This window comes from Thermococcus argininiproducens (assembly GCF_023746595.1).
GTDB lineage: Archaea > Methanobacteriota_B > Thermococci > Thermococcales > Thermococcaceae > Thermococcus_A > Thermococcus_A argininiproducens.
Genome location: NZ_CP080572.1, coordinates 1,648,664 through 1,668,811 on the forward strand (window position 1 = coordinate 1,648,664; position 20,148 = coordinate 1,668,811).

General features: G+C 39.3%; 24 protein-coding genes and 1 other RNA gene. 9 read left to right on the forward strand and 16 right to left on the reverse strand.

The annotated features are described in order from the left end of the window. The first annotated feature begins 1 nt into the window (after position 1). Positions 2–829, forward strand: coding sequence for a LipS1 family lipoyl synthase (gene lipS1, locus K1720_RS08850; RefSeq protein ID WP_251948732.1), 828 nt, complete (start codon positions 2–4; stop codon positions 827–829). A gap of 1 nt (position 830) precedes the next feature. On the opposite strand, the gene K1720_RS08855 is transcribed toward lipS1, so the two are convergent. Next, positions 831–1,757, reverse strand: a complete 927-nt coding sequence (locus K1720_RS08855) for a calcium/sodium antiporter (RefSeq protein WP_251948734.1) — start codon at positions 1,755–1,757, stop codon at positions 831–833. A 97-nt stretch (positions 1,758–1,854) separates the two neighbouring features. On the opposite strand from K1720_RS08855, the gene deoC reads away from it, so the two are divergent. Together deoC and K1720_RS08865 are read left to right on the forward strand one after the other, a co-directional pair. Further along, positions 1,855–2,514 (forward strand): deoxyribose-phosphate aldolase, encoded by a 660-nt coding sequence (gene deoC / locus K1720_RS08860; protein ID WP_251948736.1) that lies wholly within the window; start codon positions 1,855–1,857, stop codon positions 2,512–2,514. After that, positions 2,507–2,794 carry a family 4B encapsulin nanocompartment shell protein gene (locus tag K1720_RS08865; protein WP_251948738.1) on the forward strand — a complete coding sequence of 96 codons (288 nt, stop codon included), beginning with the start codon at positions 2,507–2,509 and terminating at the stop codon, positions 2,792–2,794. The genes deoC and K1720_RS08865 overlap by 8 nt, the downstream gene beginning before the upstream one ends. Here K1720_RS08865 and K1720_RS08870 read toward each other — a convergent pair. From K1720_RS08870 to K1720_RS08890, 5 genes are all read right to left on the reverse strand, one after another. Continuing rightward, positions 2,791–3,393 carry an ECF transporter S component gene (locus K1720_RS08870; RefSeq protein WP_251948740.1) on the reverse strand — a complete coding sequence of 201 codons (603 nt, stop codon included), beginning with the start codon at positions 3,391–3,393 and terminating at the stop codon, positions 2,791–2,793. The genes K1720_RS08865 and K1720_RS08870 overlap by 4 nt on opposite strands. Before the next feature lie 110 nt (positions 3,394–3,503). After that, positions 3,504–4,847, reverse strand: a complete 1,344-nt coding sequence (locus K1720_RS08875) for an acetyl ornithine aminotransferase family protein (RefSeq protein WP_251948742.1) — start codon at positions 4,845–4,847, stop codon at positions 3,504–3,506. Positions 4,848–5,005: 158 nt separating this feature from the next. Next, positions 5,006–6,001: a thioredoxin-disulfide reductase gene (gene trxB, locus K1720_RS08880; RefSeq protein ID WP_251948744.1), complete on the reverse strand. Its 996-nt coding sequence runs from the start codon at positions 5,999–6,001 to the stop codon at positions 5,006–5,008. A gap of 66 nt (positions 6,002–6,067) precedes the next feature. Further along, the gene (locus K1720_RS08885) at positions 6,068–6,601 is read right to left on the reverse strand and encodes a metal-dependent hydrolase (RefSeq protein ID WP_251948746.1); all 534 of its coding nucleotides are present in this window, start codon (positions 6,599–6,601) and stop codon (positions 6,068–6,070) included. After that, positions 6,598–7,803: an ATP-binding protein gene (locus tag K1720_RS08890; protein ID WP_251948748.1), complete on the reverse strand. Its 1,206-nt coding sequence runs from the start codon at positions 7,801–7,803 to the stop codon at positions 6,598–6,600. Before K1720_RS08890 ends, K1720_RS08885 begins: the two co-directional genes overlap by 4 nt. Before the next feature lie 64 nt (positions 7,804–7,867). Here K1720_RS08890 and K1720_RS08895 point away from each other — a divergent pair, with 64 nt between their 5' ends. Continuing rightward, positions 7,868–8,362: a THUMP domain-containing protein gene (locus tag K1720_RS08895; protein ID WP_251948749.1), complete on the forward strand. Its 495-nt coding sequence runs from the start codon at positions 7,868–7,870 to the stop codon at positions 8,360–8,362. 170 nt (positions 8,363–8,532) lie between these two features. On the opposite strand, the gene queC is transcribed toward K1720_RS08895, so the two are convergent. The 5 genes from queC to cutA form a co-directional block, all read right to left on the reverse strand. Then, positions 8,533–9,252: a 7-cyano-7-deazaguanine synthase QueC gene (gene queC, locus K1720_RS08900; RefSeq protein ID WP_251948751.1), complete on the reverse strand. Its 720-nt coding sequence runs from the start codon at positions 9,250–9,252 to the stop codon at positions 8,533–8,535. 35 nt (positions 9,253–9,287) lie between these two features. Next, positions 9,288–9,704: a hypothetical protein gene (locus tag K1720_RS08905; protein ID WP_251948753.1), complete on the reverse strand. Its 417-nt coding sequence runs from the start codon at positions 9,702–9,704 to the stop codon at positions 9,288–9,290. Positions 9,705–9,776: 72 nt separating this feature from the next. Continuing rightward, positions 9,777–10,089: signal recognition particle sRNA (gene ffs / locus K1720_RS08910), an RNA gene on the reverse strand. A gap of 100 nt (positions 10,090–10,189) precedes the next feature. Beyond that, positions 10,190–10,777 (reverse strand): endonuclease dU, encoded by a 588-nt coding sequence (locus K1720_RS08915; RefSeq protein WP_251948754.1) that lies wholly within the window; start codon positions 10,775–10,777, stop codon positions 10,190–10,192. Beyond that, positions 10,774–11,079 carry a divalent-cation tolerance protein CutA gene (gene cutA / locus K1720_RS08920; protein ID WP_251950669.1) on the reverse strand — a complete coding sequence of 102 codons (306 nt, stop codon included), beginning with the start codon at positions 11,077–11,079 and terminating at the stop codon, positions 10,774–10,776. The genes K1720_RS08915 and cutA overlap by 4 nt, the downstream gene beginning before the upstream one ends. An 82-nt stretch (positions 11,080–11,161) precedes the next feature. Between cutA and K1720_RS08925 the strand changes: the two genes are divergently transcribed. Beyond that, complete coding sequence (locus tag K1720_RS08925; RefSeq protein ID WP_251948756.1) at positions 11,162–11,437, forward strand: acylphosphatase; 276 nt, start codon at positions 11,162–11,164, stop codon at positions 11,435–11,437. On the opposite strand, the gene K1720_RS08930 is transcribed toward K1720_RS08925, so the two are convergent. Continuing rightward, entirely contained in the window at positions 11,434–12,027 is a 594-nt protein-coding gene (locus K1720_RS08930; RefSeq protein ID WP_251948757.1) for a regulator of amino acid metabolism, contains ACT domain protein, read from the reverse strand. The two genes, K1720_RS08925 and K1720_RS08930, sit on opposite strands and share 4 nt — an antisense overlap. 126 nt (positions 12,028–12,153) lie before the next feature. Here K1720_RS08930 and K1720_RS08935 point away from each other — a divergent pair, with 126 nt between their 5' ends. Both K1720_RS08935 and K1720_RS08940 read left to right on the forward strand, forming a co-directional pair. Then, positions 12,154–14,142, forward strand: coding sequence for a DUF460 domain-containing protein (locus K1720_RS08935; protein WP_251950671.1), 1,989 nt, complete (start codon positions 12,154–12,156; stop codon positions 14,140–14,142). A gap of 82 nt (positions 14,143–14,224) precedes the next feature. After that, entirely contained in the window at positions 14,225–14,509 is a 285-nt protein-coding gene (locus K1720_RS08940; protein ID WP_251948759.1) for a hypothetical protein, read from the forward strand. On the opposite strand, the gene K1720_RS08945 is transcribed toward K1720_RS08940, so the two are convergent. After that, a complete protein-coding gene (locus K1720_RS08945) occupies positions 14,506–15,807 on the reverse strand; it encodes an RNA-guided endonuclease InsQ/TnpB family protein (protein WP_251948761.1) in 1,302 nt (433 codons plus the stop codon). The two genes, K1720_RS08940 and K1720_RS08945, sit on opposite strands and share 4 nt — an antisense overlap. An 84-nt stretch (positions 15,808–15,891) precedes the next feature. Here K1720_RS08945 and K1720_RS08950 point away from each other — a divergent pair, with 84 nt between their 5' ends. Then, positions 15,892–16,671: a radical SAM protein gene (locus K1720_RS08950; RefSeq protein WP_251950673.1), complete on the forward strand. Its 780-nt coding sequence runs from the start codon at positions 15,892–15,894 to the stop codon at positions 16,669–16,671. Here K1720_RS08950 and K1720_RS08955 read toward each other — a convergent pair. After that, positions 16,658–17,620 (reverse strand): TIGR00269 family protein, encoded by a 963-nt coding sequence (locus tag K1720_RS08955; protein WP_251948762.1) that lies wholly within the window; start codon positions 17,618–17,620, stop codon positions 16,658–16,660. The two genes, K1720_RS08950 and K1720_RS08955, sit on opposite strands and share 14 nt — an antisense overlap. 114 nt (positions 17,621–17,734) lie before the next feature. Between K1720_RS08955 and K1720_RS08960 the strand changes: the two genes are divergently transcribed. Further along, the gene (locus K1720_RS08960) at positions 17,735–18,469 is read left to right on the forward strand and encodes an RAD55 family ATPase (RefSeq protein WP_251948764.1); all 735 of its coding nucleotides are present in this window, start codon (positions 17,735–17,737) and stop codon (positions 18,467–18,469) included. Here K1720_RS08960 and K1720_RS08965 read toward each other — a convergent pair. Together K1720_RS08965 and K1720_RS08970 are read right to left on the reverse strand one after the other, a co-directional pair. Further along, positions 18,462–18,974: a TIGR00725 family protein gene (locus tag K1720_RS08965; RefSeq protein WP_251948766.1), complete on the reverse strand. Its 513-nt coding sequence runs from the start codon at positions 18,972–18,974 to the stop codon at positions 18,462–18,464. The two genes, K1720_RS08960 and K1720_RS08965, sit on opposite strands and share 8 nt — an antisense overlap. A gap of 4 nt (positions 18,975–18,978) precedes the next feature. Beyond that, positions 18,979–20,112, reverse strand: a complete 1,134-nt coding sequence (locus tag K1720_RS08970; RefSeq protein ID WP_251950675.1) for a site-2 protease family protein — start codon at positions 20,110–20,112, stop codon at positions 18,979–18,981. Between the last annotated feature and the right edge of the window lie 36 nt (positions 20,113–20,148).

Sequence of the window (20,148 nt, forward strand, 5' to 3'; positions counted from 1 at the left end):
TGTGAAAAAGCTTAAAGTTTATATTCCTGGAATCTCCTTTCCCTCTCTTTCACTTACGGGAAATTACTGCACACTAAACTGTGCTCATTGTGGAAAGCACTATCTTGAGAGTATGAAAAAAGTTGAAAAATCAAACCTTGTAGAGTACTGTAAGAACCTAGAAAAAGAAGGATACAAAGGGTGTCTCTTAAGCGGGGGAATGGATTCAAGACTAAAAGTACCTTTAGACATGTACGCCAATGAGATAAAGAAAATAAAAAAAGAAACAAAGCTCAAGCTCAATGCTCATGTGGGGTTCATCGATGAAAGTGACTTAGAGTGGTTAAAATACGTTGATGTGGTTTCTCTAGATTTTGTTGGGGAAGATGATGTCATCAAAAGAGTGTACAAAATCAAGAAACGAGTTGAAGATTACCTTGGAATAATTGAGCTATTGACATCAAATGGAATTAAAGTTGCCCCCCATATAACAGTGGGTCTTGATTTTGGGAAAATTTGGTGGGAGTACAAAGCTATTGAATTACTTGCCCACTATCCTGTTGATGTTCTTGTTCTTGATGTTCTAATCCCTACTAGAGGTACTGAAATGGAAAACACAATCCCCCCTTCTGTAGATAAATCCTTAGAAGTTGTTAAATATGCACGGGACACGTTCAATGGAGAGCTAAGCATTGGATGCATGAGGCCCCTTGGGAAATGGCGTTTAGAATTCGACAGGGGAGCCATATTAATAGGGGTTGACCGAATAACAAATCCACCAAGAAAAATTATTGAATGGGCAAAGAAAATAAGGGATATTGAAATTATCTATGAATGTTGTGTCATGTAAGCTAGAAATAGAGAGCATAGACAAAGTATGCATAAAGAATTAAAAGCACGACACTTGTCTTTCGTCCTACCCTATTGTTAAGCCTTAGAGAAATAGCGAGTATCCCCATTACGAACAAAGTTAATGGTGCAATAAATGTATAAATCGTGTGATCTACCTTTATAGGTCTGATTAATGCTGCAATACCAATTACCATTAAGATATCTAATATGTTTGCTCCAACGACATTTCCAACACTTATATTGGGGATTTTCTTTAACGTAGCAGTTAATGAATTTGCGAATTCCGGAAGGGAAGTTCCTATAGAAACTAGTGTTAATCCAATGACTACCTCTGGAACCCCCAAAGCCGTGGCAATCTTTACAGCGCTGTCTACCACAAGTCTAGCTCCAATAACTACGATTAATCCACTCGCAAACAAGATTGCAATCTCTTTTTTGGGGTTTCCTTTCCCTTCTTTGGCTTCTTCGAAGGTTATATGCTTTTTATAGAGGTAATAGAGAAATCCAACATAGATCAAGATCAGAGAAAACCCTTCAACTCTTGAAATCAATAGATCCCTCATCAAAAACCACGCGTAAATCGTGACGCCAATCATGAAAAGAGAGTTTTTCCATGCTATTTCATCCACATCAAGGGGCATTATAAGAGATGAAACTCCTAAAATCAAGGCAATATTCGCTAAGGCACTCCCAATAGCATTCCCAAGTGCTATGTCGCCAAGTCCCTTATAAGCCGCTATTGCAGAGGTTGTAACCTCTGGAAGCGTTGTGGCAATACTAGCCAACACTAAGGCTATTAAAAACTCGCTAACCCCAAATCCTTTGGCCACTCTTGTTGCAGCTTCTACAAATAAATCACTTCCCTTGATCAACATTGCCAAACCTAGGACGAAGAGACCAAAAGTTACGATGTACTCTATCGCCATTTTGCCCTCCCGAGGGAATTAAAGGATAGGGATTTTAAAGCCTTTGGGTGAAAAGCCTAAAAGAGATTAGTACCAAAATCCAGCAGAGGTGACGAAGATGAACATTGCCAAATATATCGACCATACAAACCTAAAATCTTATGCAACTAAGGAAGATATAATAAAACTATGTGAAGAAGCGAAGAAGTATGGATTTTATGCAGTCTGTGTAAATCCATATAGAGTAAAACTAGCAAAAGAGCACCTCAAGGGCACAGATATTAAGGTAGCAAGTGTAATAGGGTTCCCTCTAGGAGCAACACCCACAGAAGTAAAGGTTTTTGAAGCAAAAAAAGCTCTCGAAAATGGAGCAGATGAGCTTGACATGGTAATCAACATTGGAGCATTAAAGGATAAAGACTACGAATATGTCAAGAAGGATATAGAGGACGTTGTTAAAGTAGCACATGAAAATGGAGCAATAGTCAAAGTAATTATTGAGACATGCTATTTAACTGAGGAAGAAAAGGAGATTGCATGCAAACTTGCCGTGGAAGCTGGAGCTGATTTTGTTAAGACTTCAACCGGTTTTGGAACTGGTGGAGCTACTATTGAAGATGTAAAACTAATGCGCAAAATAGTTGGAGAAAAAGTAGGTGTCAAAGCAGCAGGGGGCATAAGAACTTACAAACAGGCCATAGAAATGATACGAGCAGGGGCAAATAGAATAGGTACTTCAAGTGGTGTAAAAATTGTCGAAGGGGCAAGAAATGAGTGAACTTTTAAGACTTTTAACAACTGTTATAAGAGAAATAGAAGAGGATGGTTTTCAGCCAAAAATCGCATTAGTTGGCCCTAAGTTTGCAGAAAAGGGTATGAAAGAGCTAAAAAATCTCAACTTAAAAGTATATATTGTAGAAGAATTAAACTGTGATGCAATAATTGGAGACCCACGGTTTATAGGACATCTCCGAAAGGCCTCAAGACGGGTGTCATTGGAACCATTAATGGAAGAAAGAGAGTTCTGGGAAGAAATGGAAGAAATACAAAAGCTCTAAATTTGGAGAGATACTAATACGTCCTTTATTCTTCTTTTTATAACATGTCCCAAGCCACCGCCAACCACAATACCAGTGACTGCTTGGAGAGTATTTCCAGGAATCTCTGCTATGGCTCCGCCCCATCCATAAACGTAGACTTCTACAAAAAAGTAGCCCAGAACCATTAAACCTCCACCAAGGATCGTTGCAAGGAGTATTGCGGTAAAATCATCTTTCTTGGAGGTAATATATCCTATAACGAATCCTTCTACACCTTTTATTATCAAAGTAAATGGTGCCCAGTGAGCATAGCCAGTTATAATGTCTGCCATTGCTGATCCAAAACCGCCGGCAAAGGCTCCTATGGTGGGCCCAAAAAGAACGGCTACCAACATTACCATGGTATCTCCAATGTTAATGTATCCACTGGTCAAAGGAGTAGGTACTTGAATTGCCATTGTAACCACTGCAACAAGAGCCGCCATTACTCCAGAAAGTGCCACTCCAACTGCAACCTCAAATACTCTTTTTTTAAGTATGAACAAGTAAGCAAAATAAAGCACTGCCACCGCAATTATAATCCATTTGGCGTATGGGGCTACTGCCTCAATCGCCATTCTCATCACCTCACTTTATTTATTTTTCAAGTTAAAACTTGAGATAAAGGTTTAAAAATTTTTCTCTCAAAAACGCAAGAACAGAAAAGCAAAAGAAAAACAAATAGAAATCAGCCAACAACAGCCTTAATGGCCTCTTCGAGAATGTCCAAACCAATCTTAGCCTCTTCCTCATCAATGGTGAGCGGTGGGATCAGCCTTAAGGCACTCTTTCCACACCCAAGTGTTGCAAGACCTCTCTTGAGAGCTTCAACTACAACTTGGTTTCTTTCGTTACTTGCATACTCTTTGCTCTTTCTGTCTTTTACGAATTCAATGGCCCATGCAAGACCAAGACCCCTAACATCACCAATAATCTCGTATTTATCGTACATTTCCTGAAGCCTCTCTTTAAATAGTGGTTCAAGTTTTTGGGCATTCTCGATTAGCCCATTTTCAAGCTCGTCAATAACTGTCAAAGCAGCCACACATGCAAGGGCGTTTCCTCCATAAGTGTTGCTGTGAACTCCCGAAATTCCAAAATCTAGATCTTTTCTGAAGATGGTTGCACCAATTGGAACTCCCCCACCAAGAGCCTTTGCAAGGCTTATAGTGTCTGGAGCCACTCCAAAGTGTTCTATTGCAAACATTTTACCTGTTCTTCCCATTCCCATCTGAACTTCGTCATCCATGAGCAGTATTCCATGCTTCCCAGCAAGCTTCTTGAGTTCCTTGAAGAAATTCTTTGGTGGTACTACATAACCCCCTTCTCCTTGAATTGGCTCAAATATTATTCCAGCGACCTCTTCAGGAGGTACATAATGAGCAAAGAGATAATCTTCTATGTATTCAAGAACTCTATTAACAAGCTCATCTGGCTCCTCATAACCATCAACATGCCACGGGTTTCTGTAAGGGTTTGGATATGGTACATGCTCAACACCAGGCATTGTTGGGAACATTCTTGACCTGTGAACAGGTTTGCTTGCAGTTAGACTCATTGTACCATGTGTTCTTCCATGAAACGCACCGATAAATGCTATAAAGAGTTTTCTTTGGGTAGACCACTTTGCGATTTTTATAGCTGCCTCATTAGCCTCGGTTCCACTATTTGAGAGAAATGTCTTCTTTTCAAAATCTCCTGGGGCAATGCTATCAAGTTTTTCGGCCAATGCAACTTGATAAGGATTATAGTAGTCAGTTCCAGCTCCATGAATCAACTTATCGAGTTGTTCCTTTAGAGCCTCAACAACCTTTGGGTTTCTAAGACCAGCGTTAAGAACACCTATTCCAGAAGAGAAATCAAGAATTCTGTTCCCATCCACATCAATCCAGTAGTTTCCCTCAGTCCTCTCTATAACAAGGAAATACTCATTTGGATCGTTTGTAGTTGTAGCCATGTACTTGTGGTGCTTCTCTATTATTTCCCTAGCTTTTGGTCCCGGAATTTCTTTAACCTGAGGTCCCTTCACCATGTTTGCTCACCGTTGTATAGAATATTTTCCACCTATATAATTTTATGTTCACTAAAAGCTACTTTTAGTCGAAAAAGTTTCGGGATTCGTGAAAAAGAAGAAGTAGTTTTGCAATAAAACTAAAAGAAAAAGTTGCAAAATAAATTCACAAAAAGAATTTATTCTTCTTGTACCTGAGATTTCCAATTTTCCAAGAGCTCCTTTACAGAGTTTGCTGCAACGGCTCCCTGACCAACTGCGACTGCAATTTGCTTAAATACATTTGTTATATCACCTGCAGCAAAAAGCCCTTTTATCTTTGTTCTCATGTACATGTCAACAGGTATATACCCCTGCTCGTCTGTAATACCCAAATGCTTAACAAAATCAGTTTTTGGCTCGTAACCTATGAAAACGAATACTCCATCAATTTTTTTCTCAGATATCTCACCAGTCTTAACGTTCTTCAAGACAACGCTTTCAACTTTTTTGTCTCCCTTGATTTCTACAACGACAGTGTTCAACAATGTAGGAATTCCTTTCTGCTTGAATCTATCTTGAAGTATTTTATCCGCTCTAAACTGCTCTCTTCTGTGTACTAGGGTTACATTAACCCCGATTTCATTAAGATATAAGGCCTCCTGAAGTGCAGTATTTCCCCCACCTACAACTATAACATCCTTGCCCTTAAATAAGGGGCCATCACAGGTTGCACAGTAACTAACGCCTCTTCCATAGAATTTATCTTCCCCTGGAACCCTAAGCTTTCTAGGTTCGGCTCCCACCGTTATTATAACACTCCTAGCTTTGTAGACCTTCCCATTCTTTGTTTTTACTTCAAATTTACATGGGCCCTCGTAGTAAGCACACTCTGCCGGATCTATCCTCTCTACTTCATCAAAAATTATTGGCACATCAAGCTTTTTTACTTGTTCATGCATCCTATTAGCTAGTTCAGAGCCTTTCACTCCATCTGGAAATCCAGGATAATTTTCAATGATGTCTGTGAGAGCAACATTTCCCCCTATGTCTTTTGAGATTATCAATGTATCAAATCCATAACGAGCTGAATATATAGCTGCTGTAAATCCTGCAGGGCCTGCTCCAATTATTAGAACGTCCCAAGTTTTTGTCTCGTCAATGCCGCCTTGTGATAAACCTCCCAAACTGAACATCTTCCCCACCTCCAGTTTGCAACTTTTGGTTGAATACTTAAAAACATTATGGAACAACTTTGGGAACTAAATTAATTTCACCTCTTTATCCACTATTAAATGAAGAACATACCCTAGAAAGGCTACAAACCCCATAAATAAAGCCTCTCCAAATTTAAAAACGAGCCCATGTCTACATAAGGCAAAGATGGATAAACCGTAAATTGTGGCAAAGGTAATAGAGTGTACTATCCCTCTATGTTTTGGGAGCATGGCAGAAAATGCATACCACGCCCCTACTGCAAAAAAAGCTCCTACTGCCCATGCAACACTTTCATCCATCCAGGTCTCATTTCCGAACGAAAGATAACCTCTAACCCTAACGAATACCGCACTGCCTACGAATACTGAAACTATAGGTTTTATTCCTCTATGTATTAGTGCCTCTGGATGATCAAGATCAGGTAAATCAGCTCCAAGAACATAAACGCCATACCCAAAAATCATTGCCATCAAACTCAATTCAAACGGAATATTTGCATATTGTTTTAGAAAAGATGCAAAAAAAACTGCTAAGGGATAAGTTAGAAGGCCACTGAGAACATGGCCATTATAATTCATTGCTTTTCCTCCACCTCTTGCTCCTCAAGGAATTTTCTAACATAGTCTGGAACTTTGTAATTCCCCTTTGGATCTCCTACTAAAAAGCCCAATCTTATTAGTTCTTCTAAGTGGTCATAAACCTGAACTCCTGGCTTTTTCACTTCTTTAGCTATCTGAATATAACTCGCCGGTCCTCCATTGAACTGGTATACTATAGTTTCTACTAAATCCCTGTAATCTTTTGGTATTCTCATCAAATATTCTTCCAAGTTTTTGGGCTCTTCCAGTATGGTTGTAACCACATAGTCATCTATTGGGTCAAATTTATGCTTACTGGCTTCACTTAATACATAATGGAGAAGCCTTAAGATTTGTCTCGGATTGCCCTTTGCAAGTTGGTGAATAAGTCTTATCGCCTCATCAGTAAATGGATACACCGGATCATCGGTATCTCTAATCCTAACTTTATTAAGCCTCTTCTTAACGAGTTCAAAAGTTTCATCAAGACTCATTGGTCTTAACTTAAATTCATAATGCAATCTCATAAAAAAGGCGGGGAAAATTTTTGAGTACTCCTCATAGGCGTTAGGTATACAGGCAAAACCAACGATACACCCAGGGGGCATGTTGCTTATAAAGTGCCTTAACATTTCAAAAAAGAGAATCTTTTCTTCTTCACTTGCCGTTTGCATATTTTCCAACTCATCAAGAAGCACTGTAGAATAAGGATACTTACTCAATTCTTTTGTCAGCATTTCAGCAATATCTCTCGATTTATACTCTTTAGTTGAAGATAGCATCTTTTCAAGACGATCTATAAAACCTAACTTTCGGGAAAGGTTTTCAAGAAAGATATTGGTCCTGGTTTTTGGTGGCTTTAAGCCATTAAACATGTCTCGCGTGAGTTTTAAGATATCATTTGTATCGACTTTAATATAAATTGCCTTTCCTCCTTGCTCTGATATAGTCTTATGAATACTTTTAAGTCTCTGGGTTTTTCCCATTCCTAAAGGACCCACTAAAGAAAATGCTATTGAACTTTTATTCCCAATTACCTCTGAGATTATCATGGATAAGCGCATATCCACCTCTTGGTAAACGTGTATACTCTCTACGTCTTCTATTCCTTCACTTGCCAATTGTTCAAAAGGATTTTTTGCTAGACCATATACTTCATAAGATGGAGGGGAATAAACTTTAAGTGTGCTAGGCCTTTCCATTTTATCCACCAAGTTTAAATTTTAAGTAAGAGGATATATAAACTTGTCCATAGAGGTGAAGAAAATGACCACACTGCTTGTAACAGTACCTGGTGGAAGAGAGGGTGATGCTGCTCTCGAGCTTGAATGGGCTCTTGGAGATGCAAGAGTTAGACGTGCAAAGTGGAGAGGAGTGCTAATAGTCAAAACACGTCTCGAAAAAGATGAGGCATTGGAAAGGATAAAGGAGTTTGACACTACGGCCATTTTTAAAGTTTTACCTCTAGAGAAATTAGTCATGAGTAAAAAGGAAGTAATAATGGAAGAGGCCTTCGAAATGGCTAAAGAACGTATTAAAGAAACCGAGAGTTTTGCGGTTAGATGTAAAAGAAGGGGCAACTGGATATCCTCCGGGAAAGAAATAGAAATTGAACTTGGGGCAAAAATAAAGGAGACCCTAAACGCCAAAGTTAATCTCACTAATCCTGATTGGTACGTTTGGATAGAAGTTCTCGGAAAGCGGACTGGTATAAGCATTATTAGACCGGAGGAGATAATAAAGAAGAGGGTGGAGTTTTAAAAAGCCCTCTGAAGATCTACTGACCTCCCTCTTACCCTAGGAGGAAAAAATTTCAAGTAGTAGAACGGTTAACTGCATAAGTTATGAGTTATAAGTTATAACTTTTCATTGCACTTTTAGTTTTTAGAAAATTTAAAAGCTAAAGGAGATCCAAATATGTTGCTAAACTTTTAGATTCTTGGTTGCACTCTATAAACTGTCCTATCTTCCCCTATACTATCAATAAGACCGCGATGTCTCCTCACACAGCTCTCACATGTACCACAGTGAATCGGCTTTCCTTCCTCTGTGAAGCCTTTGGGCATGTAACATGAGTTAGAGTATTCATACTTCGCACCAAATTCTTTCAGAAGTTTTGCTATTCCTCTTTTGTCCAACTCTATTAGCGGTGCAACAACTTTTACCTCGCTCATTGCTCCATATTTTAACATATTGTTCATTTTTTCAACGAATTCAGGAGTATTATCAGGAAATGTCATGCCTTCTTCAGCATTGAAACCCACAATTATATCCCCACCACCAAGAGCATCCAAGAGAGATGCTGCTACTGCTATAAGTACAACGTTTCTAGCAGGCACCCAAACGCTTTTTGCCGTTTCTTGTGCTATGTCTAAATTTTCAAGCTTCTGAGCAGTCACTTTTGGTGTTTCTCCGCCTACTAATGTGGTTCCACGAAGCTTTGAAAACTCTTCGAGAAACTCAAGCCTGACGATTTTTAACGGAACATTAAGTTCTTTAGAGAAAAACTCTGCAACTTTATTTGTAACTCTTTCCTCATTGCTACCATAGTTTATGGTGAGCATAATAACCTCATCATAATTCTTTTTTGCCCAATAGAGGCAAGCAGTACTATCAAGACCTCCACTAAATAATACTACAGCCCTTTTCATCTTCATCCCTCCGACTCTTTGATAGTGCTTGTAGGTTATGAACTTTTCCAAAGAGAAAGTAGGGCGACGAGACTTGCAAAAAACAAGATTTCATACAATAGAGCAAAAAGAGTAAAAATGGCAAAGTCAAAGTTTCCAAAAAGTGCATCAAATAAGCTCAACGTTACAATAACACCCCAGAAAGCTGGAATCAACAACACAAATGAGGCAACAATTTTTATTTTGCTAACTTCAGCAAATGATAACAACAACGTTAAAAGCCCCCAGAATGTCCAGAACACTCCATCATCTCCTCCTACATCATCCCAGTCATAGAGAAACTCATTGTACTGCCAAGTAAGCTTCTCATAACAGGCATAAGTTAAGTGAGATAGTCCAATGAATATCTCGAGTAGTGCAACAGCTAGAACCTGCTTTTGAATTTTTGAATTTTTGGAGAGGCCAAACATCATGCCCCTCAATACAATACTCCGTGTAATATAAAAAATTTTGCTAAGAATTGGTATTTGAAATTATTTTTACGGCGGCGGACGCACCCGAGGGTGGGAACCCTCCTCCAGCGGCTTCCACCGAGACTTGCTCGCCCCCGCTACCCCACGAGCGCCGAACGTCCCGCCTACCGCTGCTCCCTTCCGGGCCTCGCGGGGTTCAGCGGACAAAGGGAGTTAGCGGAGCCCTTCAGCTCCGCCTCTCCCACCGCCGGCCCCGTGGGACAAGGGCTCATGGCTCCTCTCGGCTTCCGCCGCTGAATTCAGGAACCGCCCCTCGGGCTTCGGCCCCCGCATATCGACGGTTTCGGGTCCCAGGGGACGCCGAGCCCCCCAGCCTAGTCCGCCGCCATTTAGAATTATAATGTGAAGGTTATATAAAGGTTTGGTATTTCAATAATCAGAGAAGAACATACATTTGATTTATGCCGTCTTGTCAAAAAAGAGCCCTATTCCTTTTTGGATTCTCCGCTCATAACCGCAGACGCTATCATGTGGGCTAATCTCAAAGGTTCAGGAATTAAGGAACTTTTTTGAGCTAACCTTATTATTTCTTCGGCTTGTTCATAAGAAATTCCAACAGCCTGATAGTACAACTTCCCAGGGATTAACTCTTTTATTTTGCCTGCTTTGTGTAAGAGGCTTGTTCTCTCCTCAGCATCGGAAAAATGTTTCTTTAAAGCTTTTTCCATAGCCTGCAAGTCAGGCTTTTTTCTTATCACCACTATAACTGGCAGACCAGTCTCCTTGCTGAGTCTTACAACATCCACTACATTAAAACCTGCATAGGTGACTCCCTTTAGCATTATGACTCTCAAATCCTTAAAACGGGAATTGACTATAGCCTCAATCATTTTTTCAGTTGCATCTTTCCCATCAACCTCAATCCATCGCGTTACAACTCCCATGACATCCTGAGAACCTTTCATAATGACACCAACCAGAATAGTCCTATCTCGGTTAAGTTTAGATTTAAAAGAAAAAGTACCATCATCAAATCCAATGATCCTTATCTGAGATTTGACTTTTCTTATCATTCTGTAACCTCTATCAACCAATCTAAATACTCCCTATTCACATGATCAACATCTATTCTTATTATTGCTGGTATAGTGTAAGGATGAAGCTCCCTAAGAGTCTTTTTAAGTTCACTCCAGAGATCAACTTTCGTTTTTAAGACCGCTCCAACTTCAGTATCTTCCTCAACTTTTCCTTGCCACCAGTAGAAAGCCTTATGCTCCCTGAGATTTGCACATGCAATTAGTCTCCTCTCCAAAAGCTCTTTTGTGATTCTCTCAGCACTCTCCCAATTAGGAAAAGTTGTATAAACAAGTATCATTTCACTCATGTTTATCCCCACCTAGAGGTATAAGTAAGATAAACTTAAATTTTGTGCTGGTTATTCTTAATGGGGGGAACGAATGGAGATAGTAAGAGCACATCTAAAGATATATGGAAGGGTTCAGGGTGTAGGATTTAGATGGAGCATGCAAAGAGAGGCCAGGAAACTTGGAGTCAGTGGCTGGGTAAGGAACCTTCCTAACGGTAGTGTTGAGGCTGTGATCGAAGGAGAAAGAGAAAGAGTAGAAGCCCTCATTGGATGGGCCCATCAAGGCCCTTCATGGGCAAGAGTTACGAGAGTTGAAATCAGCTGGGAAACTCCAAAAGGAGAAAAGGGATTTAGAGTTGTGGGTTAATTTTTCACATTTAACCCTTCAACAGCAACTTTCTTCGGACAATACTTTACTTCACAATAGCTACAAACTACCCGTTCCTTGCTTTTCTCGGGAGTGTGAAGGACCAGTTTCTTAAACCCAGGTATATCTTTTATTTTTACAAATACGTCCACAGGTAAGGTCCCATCTATGACTATATATGCTTTGGCGTCTTCTTGTCTCAAATTTCTACTAAAGATCTCCATAATCGGCACATCACTCTCGTGAAGGTACCTCAAGAGTTCGGAGAGAGCAAATGAGTAATCTGCCTTTTCAAGCTCTATTTCTAATACTTCCCACCCCATAATTGGTGCCATGGTTATTAAACTTGGGAGGGGATTTAATTTTTCAAATATCATCTTTAATGGATAGGTCTTTTCTATGTACTCAATAGTATGATAGATTATTTTTCTGTTAACTCCAATTATACGGGATAGTTCGCTTATTGGGACTTCCACATTTCTCAAATATATCTTACTGTTCCTTACACTCAGTCCATTCTCAAAAAGAAACTCCGCAACTTTTCTTCTTGCTGGGAAGTTCTTAAAATAAGCATCTAATATGAGCATCATCTTTGATCACCTCTTATACAACATTGTGTATAAATGAATATTTAAGCTTTTCTACACTCAAATTGCGGCAAGTTTTAAAACATCTTTCCCAATATGCAAAACAGTGAAGAAAACCTTAGAAAGGTGATGCCTATTCTAGTTATTGGTATAGATATAATCAGTGAAGAGACAAAACGCTTTGCTGTGGTTAGTTGGTTTAATGGAAGATTAATTAAAAATGGCGAATTTACATTTTATCGATTAGTCAGATTTATACGGGCTAAACAGCCAGATATAGTTGCCACAGACAATATATATGAACTTGGAGAGTACTTAAGAAAATTCATAAGAGCTCTACCTCAAGGGACAAAAATTGTTCAAGTAACTGGAAGACCCGGAGAGCAAAAATCACTCTGGAGTTTAGCTAAAGAACATGGAATCAAAGTAGTGGACAAGTTCAATCCCTATGAAGAAGCAAAGGTATGTGCCCTTTTAGCAGTCAAGGGAATTGGTCATGAGGTACTAGCATTTGAAGATGAGGTAGTAATCAAAGTCTCAAGAGGGAGAAGTCAAGGAAAAGGCGGTTGGAGCCAAGACAGATACAGAAGGAGAGTTCACAACCTGATACAAAACAAAGTAAGAGAAATCGAGGAAACCCTTAAAAGAGCCAATATTCCTTTCGATTTAGAAATCAAAGAAAAAGACCAAGGATTAGAAAGAGGAGAATTTAGGGTATATGCCTCCCGGGAAGAGCTCGCAGGATTAATTAAACCTATGAAGGGAGGGGATATAGAAGTAAGAATAAGGCCTGTAGAAAAGAAAACATTTGAATTCGTGCCGCTAAAAAGCGAAAGTGCAATAAGAGAAAGAAAGAGCATCATTGTTGGCCTTGATCCTGGTATAACTGTGGGTATTGCTGCATTGGATTTGAATGGAGAGGTTCTGACATCATACAGCGAGAGAAATATGGCAGTTAGTGATATAGTCAGATTCATAAGTGAAATCGGACATCCTATAATAATAGCTACTGATGTAAATCCCGCTCCGGGTCTTGTCGAAAAAATCTCTCGTTCATTTAAAGCAATGCTCTTCGTTCCACGAGAGAGTCTGAAAGTGGAGGAGAAGAATGAGCTTTTAAGAAACTTAGGGATAAGCGTCGAAGATGACCATCAACGAGACGCATTGGCAGCAGCTTATAAAGCATACCTCCGCTTGAAACCAAAGCTCGATCATATAGAGGCAAAACTAAAGGAACTTGGCATTACACAAAAAGGAGAGGAGATAAAGGCTCTAGTGATCCAAGGCTACAATCTTGGAGAGGCTATTTTAAAAGTAAAAGAGAGAGAAAAGCCAAGAGAAGAAGTCAAACATGTAGAGGAAAAAGAGGTCTATGTAGACTTAACTCCTTACATGGAAAAGATAAAAGAGTTGGAAACTACTGTAGAGCTTTTAGAACGAGAAAATCAAGAACTGAGAGTTATGATAGAAAAACAAAGAAAGATCATAGAAAATCTGAAAAACAAACTTGCTACTTACGATGAAAAGATCAGAGAAAAGATTCTAAGAAGTAAAGAATTTGAGATAAAAGAAAAGAGAATAATACATCTCGAAAAGGAGTTGAGAGAGGCAAAAGCAATTATTGAAAAGCTAAGCAGTGATTTAGTCTTAGCAAAGAGAATGCATCTTCTTGAACTTAGAGGATCAGCAGTGCCCATCAAAGTTATTGAAAACCTGACATGGAAAGAAATCGAAGAATTGGAGCGTTCTACCGGGATTAAGAAGGATGATGTCCTCTATGTTGTCAACCCTGCTGGCGCAGGAAAAAGCCTCGCCGAGCACCTAGTTGAAAAAAGGATAAAAGCACTCATCAGTGCAAAAACACTTCCAAACCTTGTTTATGAAGTGTTAAAAGAAAATAGGATCCCAATTCTTTATGAAAGTGAAATAGAAGTAAAGAGAGTAGATGACTTTGCAATAGTCGACAGAAAAGAACTTGAAAAAGCAATAAAGGATAAGATAAAGGTTTGGGAAAAAGAGGAAAAAGAAAGGGAAATTCAAGAATTCCTCCGACTCGTTGAAGAATACCGCATTGAGCGTATTAAAGAACTCAAAAAGAAGTCTGAAGAAGGACATTAAATCCTAATTGAGTACTTAATATGCTCAAGACACCTTAAGAGTCAGAGAAAGCCTTAAGCCCACTAACACCCATAATATCTCGATGAAAATCGAACCTCTACATGAGAGAGAAGATGAAAAAATCAAGTGTCTTGTTTGTGAAAGAAAATGTGTACTTAGTCCAAATAAAGCAGGACTGTGTAAAAATTACATAAATATAAATGGAAAACTTCTGCATGTTGGTTATGGAAAGTTAAGCGCCATTGAAAGTAGGCCTATTGAAATAAAGCCCTTTTTTCACTACTACCCAAATAGCACGGCTTTAACCTTCTCAGGATTTGGATGCAACTTTTATTGTCCATGGTCTGACCTCCTCCCCGTTTTTTAAGGTGGGGAGGTTTGAGGGGTTTCATTCAAACCCACTAAAAAGCGGGTTTTCAACCCCTCCGGGAGGGCCTTCCCCCAATTACCCCTACCCACCGTTAAACCCAGCAGGCTCGGAGTTATCCTTCCAACAATCTTCTTTAAAATATTAAAAGCACCAACCAAATCAGCATTCATTACAACGCCCTCTCTGTGGCACTTAAACAAACCTCTAACGAACCTACCGTTAGGATGGCGCTGGCCACAGAGAGGGCAGGTTTGGGAAGTGAAAGCCTCATCAACAAGCACAACCTGAATACCATACTCTTCAGAGACTTCCTTAAGTCGTTTGATAACATAGTTAAACCGCCACACGTGAGAGAGGATAAAATTCTGCTTACTGCCCTTATCAGAGTTCCTTGCGATTTCTTTAGGATAACCGACGATAATCCTCGAAACGCCCAAGTGGTAGGGTTTTTCGACGGCTTGCCTGACTGCAGTGTTAATGTAGTGTTTAGCCTGAAGTTTGGCCTTTTCGTGCATTCTCTCCAATCTTTTACTCCTTTTACTTCCAGATTTGTTGATTTTAGACTGGTACTCGGCAATATTTTTCTGCCAATAGAAGGCTATGGATTTTAGTGGTCTACCATTAACCAAGAAGGATTCACCATTTTCAACATAAACAGCCATTAAATTGTTCACGCCTAAATCAATGCCAGCAGTTAAACTTCCCAAGGGTTGTCTTGGAAGTTTAATCCATTCTTTACCCTCAAGTTTTTTCTCAACTTTTGAAATTGAAACGTGAGCGTACCATTTTCTCTTTACATCGTCATAGATAATTTCAAGCCTCCCTTGCTTACCCTTCAAGTGAATTCTGCCCTTGAATTGAATCCTCAATCTCCCAAATTTACCAAGTCTTCTTAACTCGATTACATTGCCATCAATCCGATACTGGTCGTTCCTCAGAGGGATGATGAAGAGCTTCCGCCCATTCTCTTCTTTAATGAATTCTGGAGGTTTCGGTTTGAACCACTCGGGCAATTCTCCACTCTTTTTCTTCTTGTTGAGTTGGAAGAAGCTCCTCCAAGCTTCGGCGTTTTTTCTTGCCAGTTGTTGGATTGTTGAACCACCAATCCAGCCTTTGAAGCGGTGGTAAACTTCCTTTTCTGTAATTGCAAAATCTATCACTCCAAACTCTTTGAATTGCCTCAAGCGTTCGTAGTTGAGTTTGTTCCAGATTAATGCTGTGGCTTGAGCTAACTCGAAGAGGATTTTCTCTTGCTCCTTTGAGGGTTGTAGTTTGATTGCTACCGTCCTCCGCATGATGAATTATAGTACCATTTTTAAGCTTTAAAAAAGTATCGTTTTCCCACTCGAAGGGTTAAATTCTCAAACATTACTCCCACCCTGAAGAGAGATGCTTGGGAGAGAAAATGTCAAAATTATCACCTAAGTTTTTCTGACCTACCGCAAAATCTTAGAGAGACCTCCCCAGAAGAACTTGTGGAGTTAGCCCTGAGAAAAGGTGACAATGGGCTGTGTGCAAGTTTTAATGAACCTACCACGCTCTATACCTATCTCCTAGACCTCTTCGCACTTGGGAAGAAGAAAGGCCTTTATAACTGCCTTGTGACAAATGGATATTTCACCCCTAGAGCACTGAGGAGATTAATTGAAAATGGAGCCTCTGGTTTTAGCATTGACATAAAAGGATGCCCGGAAATGAAGGTTCTTGGAACAATTGACAATAAAAAGATATTTAGAAACGCAAGAGAGGCCATAAAGCTAGGAGCTCATGTCGAGATGATATACTTGGCTGTGACGAATACAAATGATTTTGAAGAGTGCTATAGGTGGATCTTTAAAAAGCATGCAGAATTGCTTGGAGAAGACACTCCTCTCCATATAAACCGCTATTATCCCATGAATTACTGGAAGGAGAAAGAAACCCCTGTAGAGAGATTGCTGATGTTAAAAGAGGTGGCCCAAAGGGAGTACAACTTAAACTATGTCTACATTGGAAATATCGGCTCAATTAAACACGAAACTACTTACTGTCCAAAATGTGGAGAGAAACTTATAATTCGCTCCGCTTACAGGGTTTTAACATGGCGACTGACAAAAGATAATAAATGCCCAAAATGTGGCACTAAAATCCCGATCTATGGAGAATTCAATCCATTTTGAAATTACTCTTTTTTCTTTGCCTTTGTTGAACTTGAAGTCTGAAATTACATGCTTTACAAATTTCTCCCGTTGTAGGTTGACCACAAATTTTACAGCGATTAAGGTCCCTATGAGCATAAGTCTTTGCCAGGAGGGGGAACATTTTATCATAACTCCTCAAAATTTGATACTTGGTTCCAGGATGTTTCTCCTCCATTTCATTTACCCAATCCCTTATTTCGGCTCTAAAGGCCTCTATAGCATACGGACATTCGCTGAAATCAACTTCAATATTGTTTAAGATTGCATAGAGAACTATCTCCTTCTCCGGAACTTCTCTAAGGGGTTTTATTCTTGGAACAAGCCCCTCATGGATCACCTCATAATATGGGCCAGTCCTCCCAAGTCTTGCAACATCTCCTCTCATTATATTCATAAGAAACATCTGTACTTCATCATCTAGATTGTGCCCAACAGCTAGTTTATCGGCTTCTACATCTTGAGCAGCATAGTTTATAAGCCACCTCCTCCATACGCCACAATAAGAACAGGCCCCCACACGTTCTCGCTTTTCAAAGCTCCCCATTATACTGACAGTTTCATCCAGAGAGAAGCCAATATATTCTTTAAACGAATAAATCCTATGCTCAATTCCAAGTTTTTCAGCATTTCTCTTGGCAATCTCAACACTCTCGGGCCTATAACCCTCTATCCCCTCATCTATGGTGATCGCAACTATTTCAAACGGAAACTTTTGGCTCAATTTGTAGAGAATGTGAAGCAAGACAACACTATCTTTCCCACCACTCACGCCAACTGCTATTCTATCTCCTCTCTTAATCAAAGCATATTTCCTTACAGTTTGCTTTACTTTGCTCTCGACCATTTCATTAAAATGTTTGTGACAGTAAAACTTACCTTCATACTTAGCATAATATACAGCATCCCTTCCACATTTTGTGCACTTCATCTTTCACTCGCCTCAGTGCAGAGAAAGAATACCTCTTAAAAAACTTTCCTCATAGCAAAAAAGTTTAAATAAATTTCACTCCAACTTATATCAATAGTTTTTGCGGTGATTACCATGGAATTGATAAAAACAAATATCCCATCATTAGACGAAACCCTTGGAGGAGGGCTTATAGAAGACAGTATCCTTCTCATCACATATGATACTTATTCGCAAGGATGGACTCTGGCTTTTGAAATCTTAAGGAACAGAATAGAGGAAGGGGACTTTGGAGTTATAATAAACTCAGTAGTCCCACTTTCAATGCTCAATCTAGAATTAAAACGAATAAAATTTGACCTCTTTGAAGAAGGAGAGAAGAACAGGTTGGGAGTTATAGACATTTTTGCTTCATTCTACGGAATAGAGTATCAACAACCATACGTTTTCTATGAAAAAATGGATCCTGAAACGTATCTTCCTAAATTTATGGCAATTTATAGAAGAATGTTAGAAAAACAAATAAAAGACAAGAGACCCATTGGAATCCAAGTAACTGCAGATGGTTTTGCATTTTTAATAGGAGAGGAAGCTGAAATCCGAAATCTCCAAAAGAATCTTGCAGCAAAGGAAAACGCCCGTATTTATGAAAAAAGGAAAAGACCAATAAATATAACTCTTCTTAATAGAGATCGTGTTTCTCAAAGATTCCTTTCATGGATCTCCCTTTATAGTCAATATCAAATAGACTTCAGTTCACAAGAAGGACAAGTGGAAGAGAAAATGTTCATTAGAAAATCCCCATTGCCCAAATTCAAACCAACAACCCGTATTTTCAAACTAGAAAATGGGAAGATAAAAATCATTTAGCGAGTTCTAAAGCAAACGTGACAGCCTCTTTTACACTTTTTGTAAACTTAACCTTTACAAGTTTTTTATGATCAAAATAGCCATCAATGGCCAAAAGCTCTAATCTATCGCTTGCATATCCAGTATCCACTATGATAACTATAGGCTTTGAGTAGTCATATGCCATTAATGCTTCTACCATGGTACCAATTCCTCCTCCCAAAACTACCAAGACATCTGCAGAGTTAAGTATGATAGCGCTTCTCTCAACAAAATCCATCCCTGTTTTTATCCTAATTGTGTTAAACTTGTTCCCTTCCTGCTTTTCAGGGAGTATTCCTATTACAATACCTCCGAGTTTTGTAAACTCTTCACTCACAATCTCCATTATTCCTCCTCTGCCCCCAGTAAGTAGAACAACACGATCCTTATACTTAGCCAATTCCCTAGCAAACTCTTTTGCCTTTTCAACAGCTTTTGGGAGTGGTTGAGAATCACTTGAACCAGCTATTGCTATTTGGATCATATAATCACCCCAATAGGTTTCTTAAAGCAGGGAATAGATTAATTGCCAATAGGAACAGCCCTATACCCACAAAAAGATATGTGATGGACTTTGCTATCTTCGAGGGTAAGAAACTCTTGAGAATATCATCCAACATTTTTCCTCCATCTAAAGGTATGATAGGAAAGAGGTTCATTAAGCCTATACCTAAGTTAAGTATGTATATCCAGTACAGAGAGAAAGAGATTGGAAGGATGATGGTGTCAAATCCTATCCTTGAAGTTATGTATTGGGCTGGATAAACCCCTAAATATCCCTTCTTGGGATTATCTGGATGTGAACCGAGGGAAATATTGAATTTTAGCATATTACCATTTCTAAGTACTCCAACCTCTATCATTTGACCAGCAGTTGTTTTATTCATTATGTCAAAAAACTCTTCTACAGCCTTGATTTCTTGCCCATCTATACTAACTATAACATCTCCTTTTTGTAAATAGTTCTGAGCAGGGCTCCCTGGAACTAAATTCGAGATTTCAACCCCTGCAGGTTGTATGATAGGGGTCAAGACAAAACTCAACAGCAAGAGTGCAGTAAAAGCCGCCACGATATTCCCCATTGAACCGGCAGCATATACCCGTAATCGACTCAATAACGATGCCTTATTGAGTGCTTCTTCATCAGGTTCAACAAATGCCCCAGGAATTACAAAAAAGAGCACAAGACCCACAGATTTTAATGGTAACCCTTCTGCTCTTGCAACAAATCCGTGACTAAGCTCATGGACAAACATAACTACAATTAGACCGACCAATCCATACCACAAGGGGATGGTAATCCCTGGAATCACGAGCTGAACACCAGGAGTGGCCGTTTTCGTCTTAAGACTTTGCAAAGCCAAGTTAAACAGAGTATAGAACACATATGCCATTCCTATAAAACCAATCCCTATAGCAAGGGTAGAGTAAGTTTTCCAGAACCCCCTAAATTTTGTACCCACTTGATCTATAAAATCCACAAAACGTTTGGTTCTCCATAAAGCAACAAAAAAATCAATTTGCAGACCTTCTTCTTTTTCCTCCCGATAATTCTTCCCAATGATATAAAGTATCCCCCAAAAACCAATGATCACTGCCACCACTGTGATTAAATCCACCATTCTCTCCACCAGATTTCACTTCTAAAGGGAGTTTAA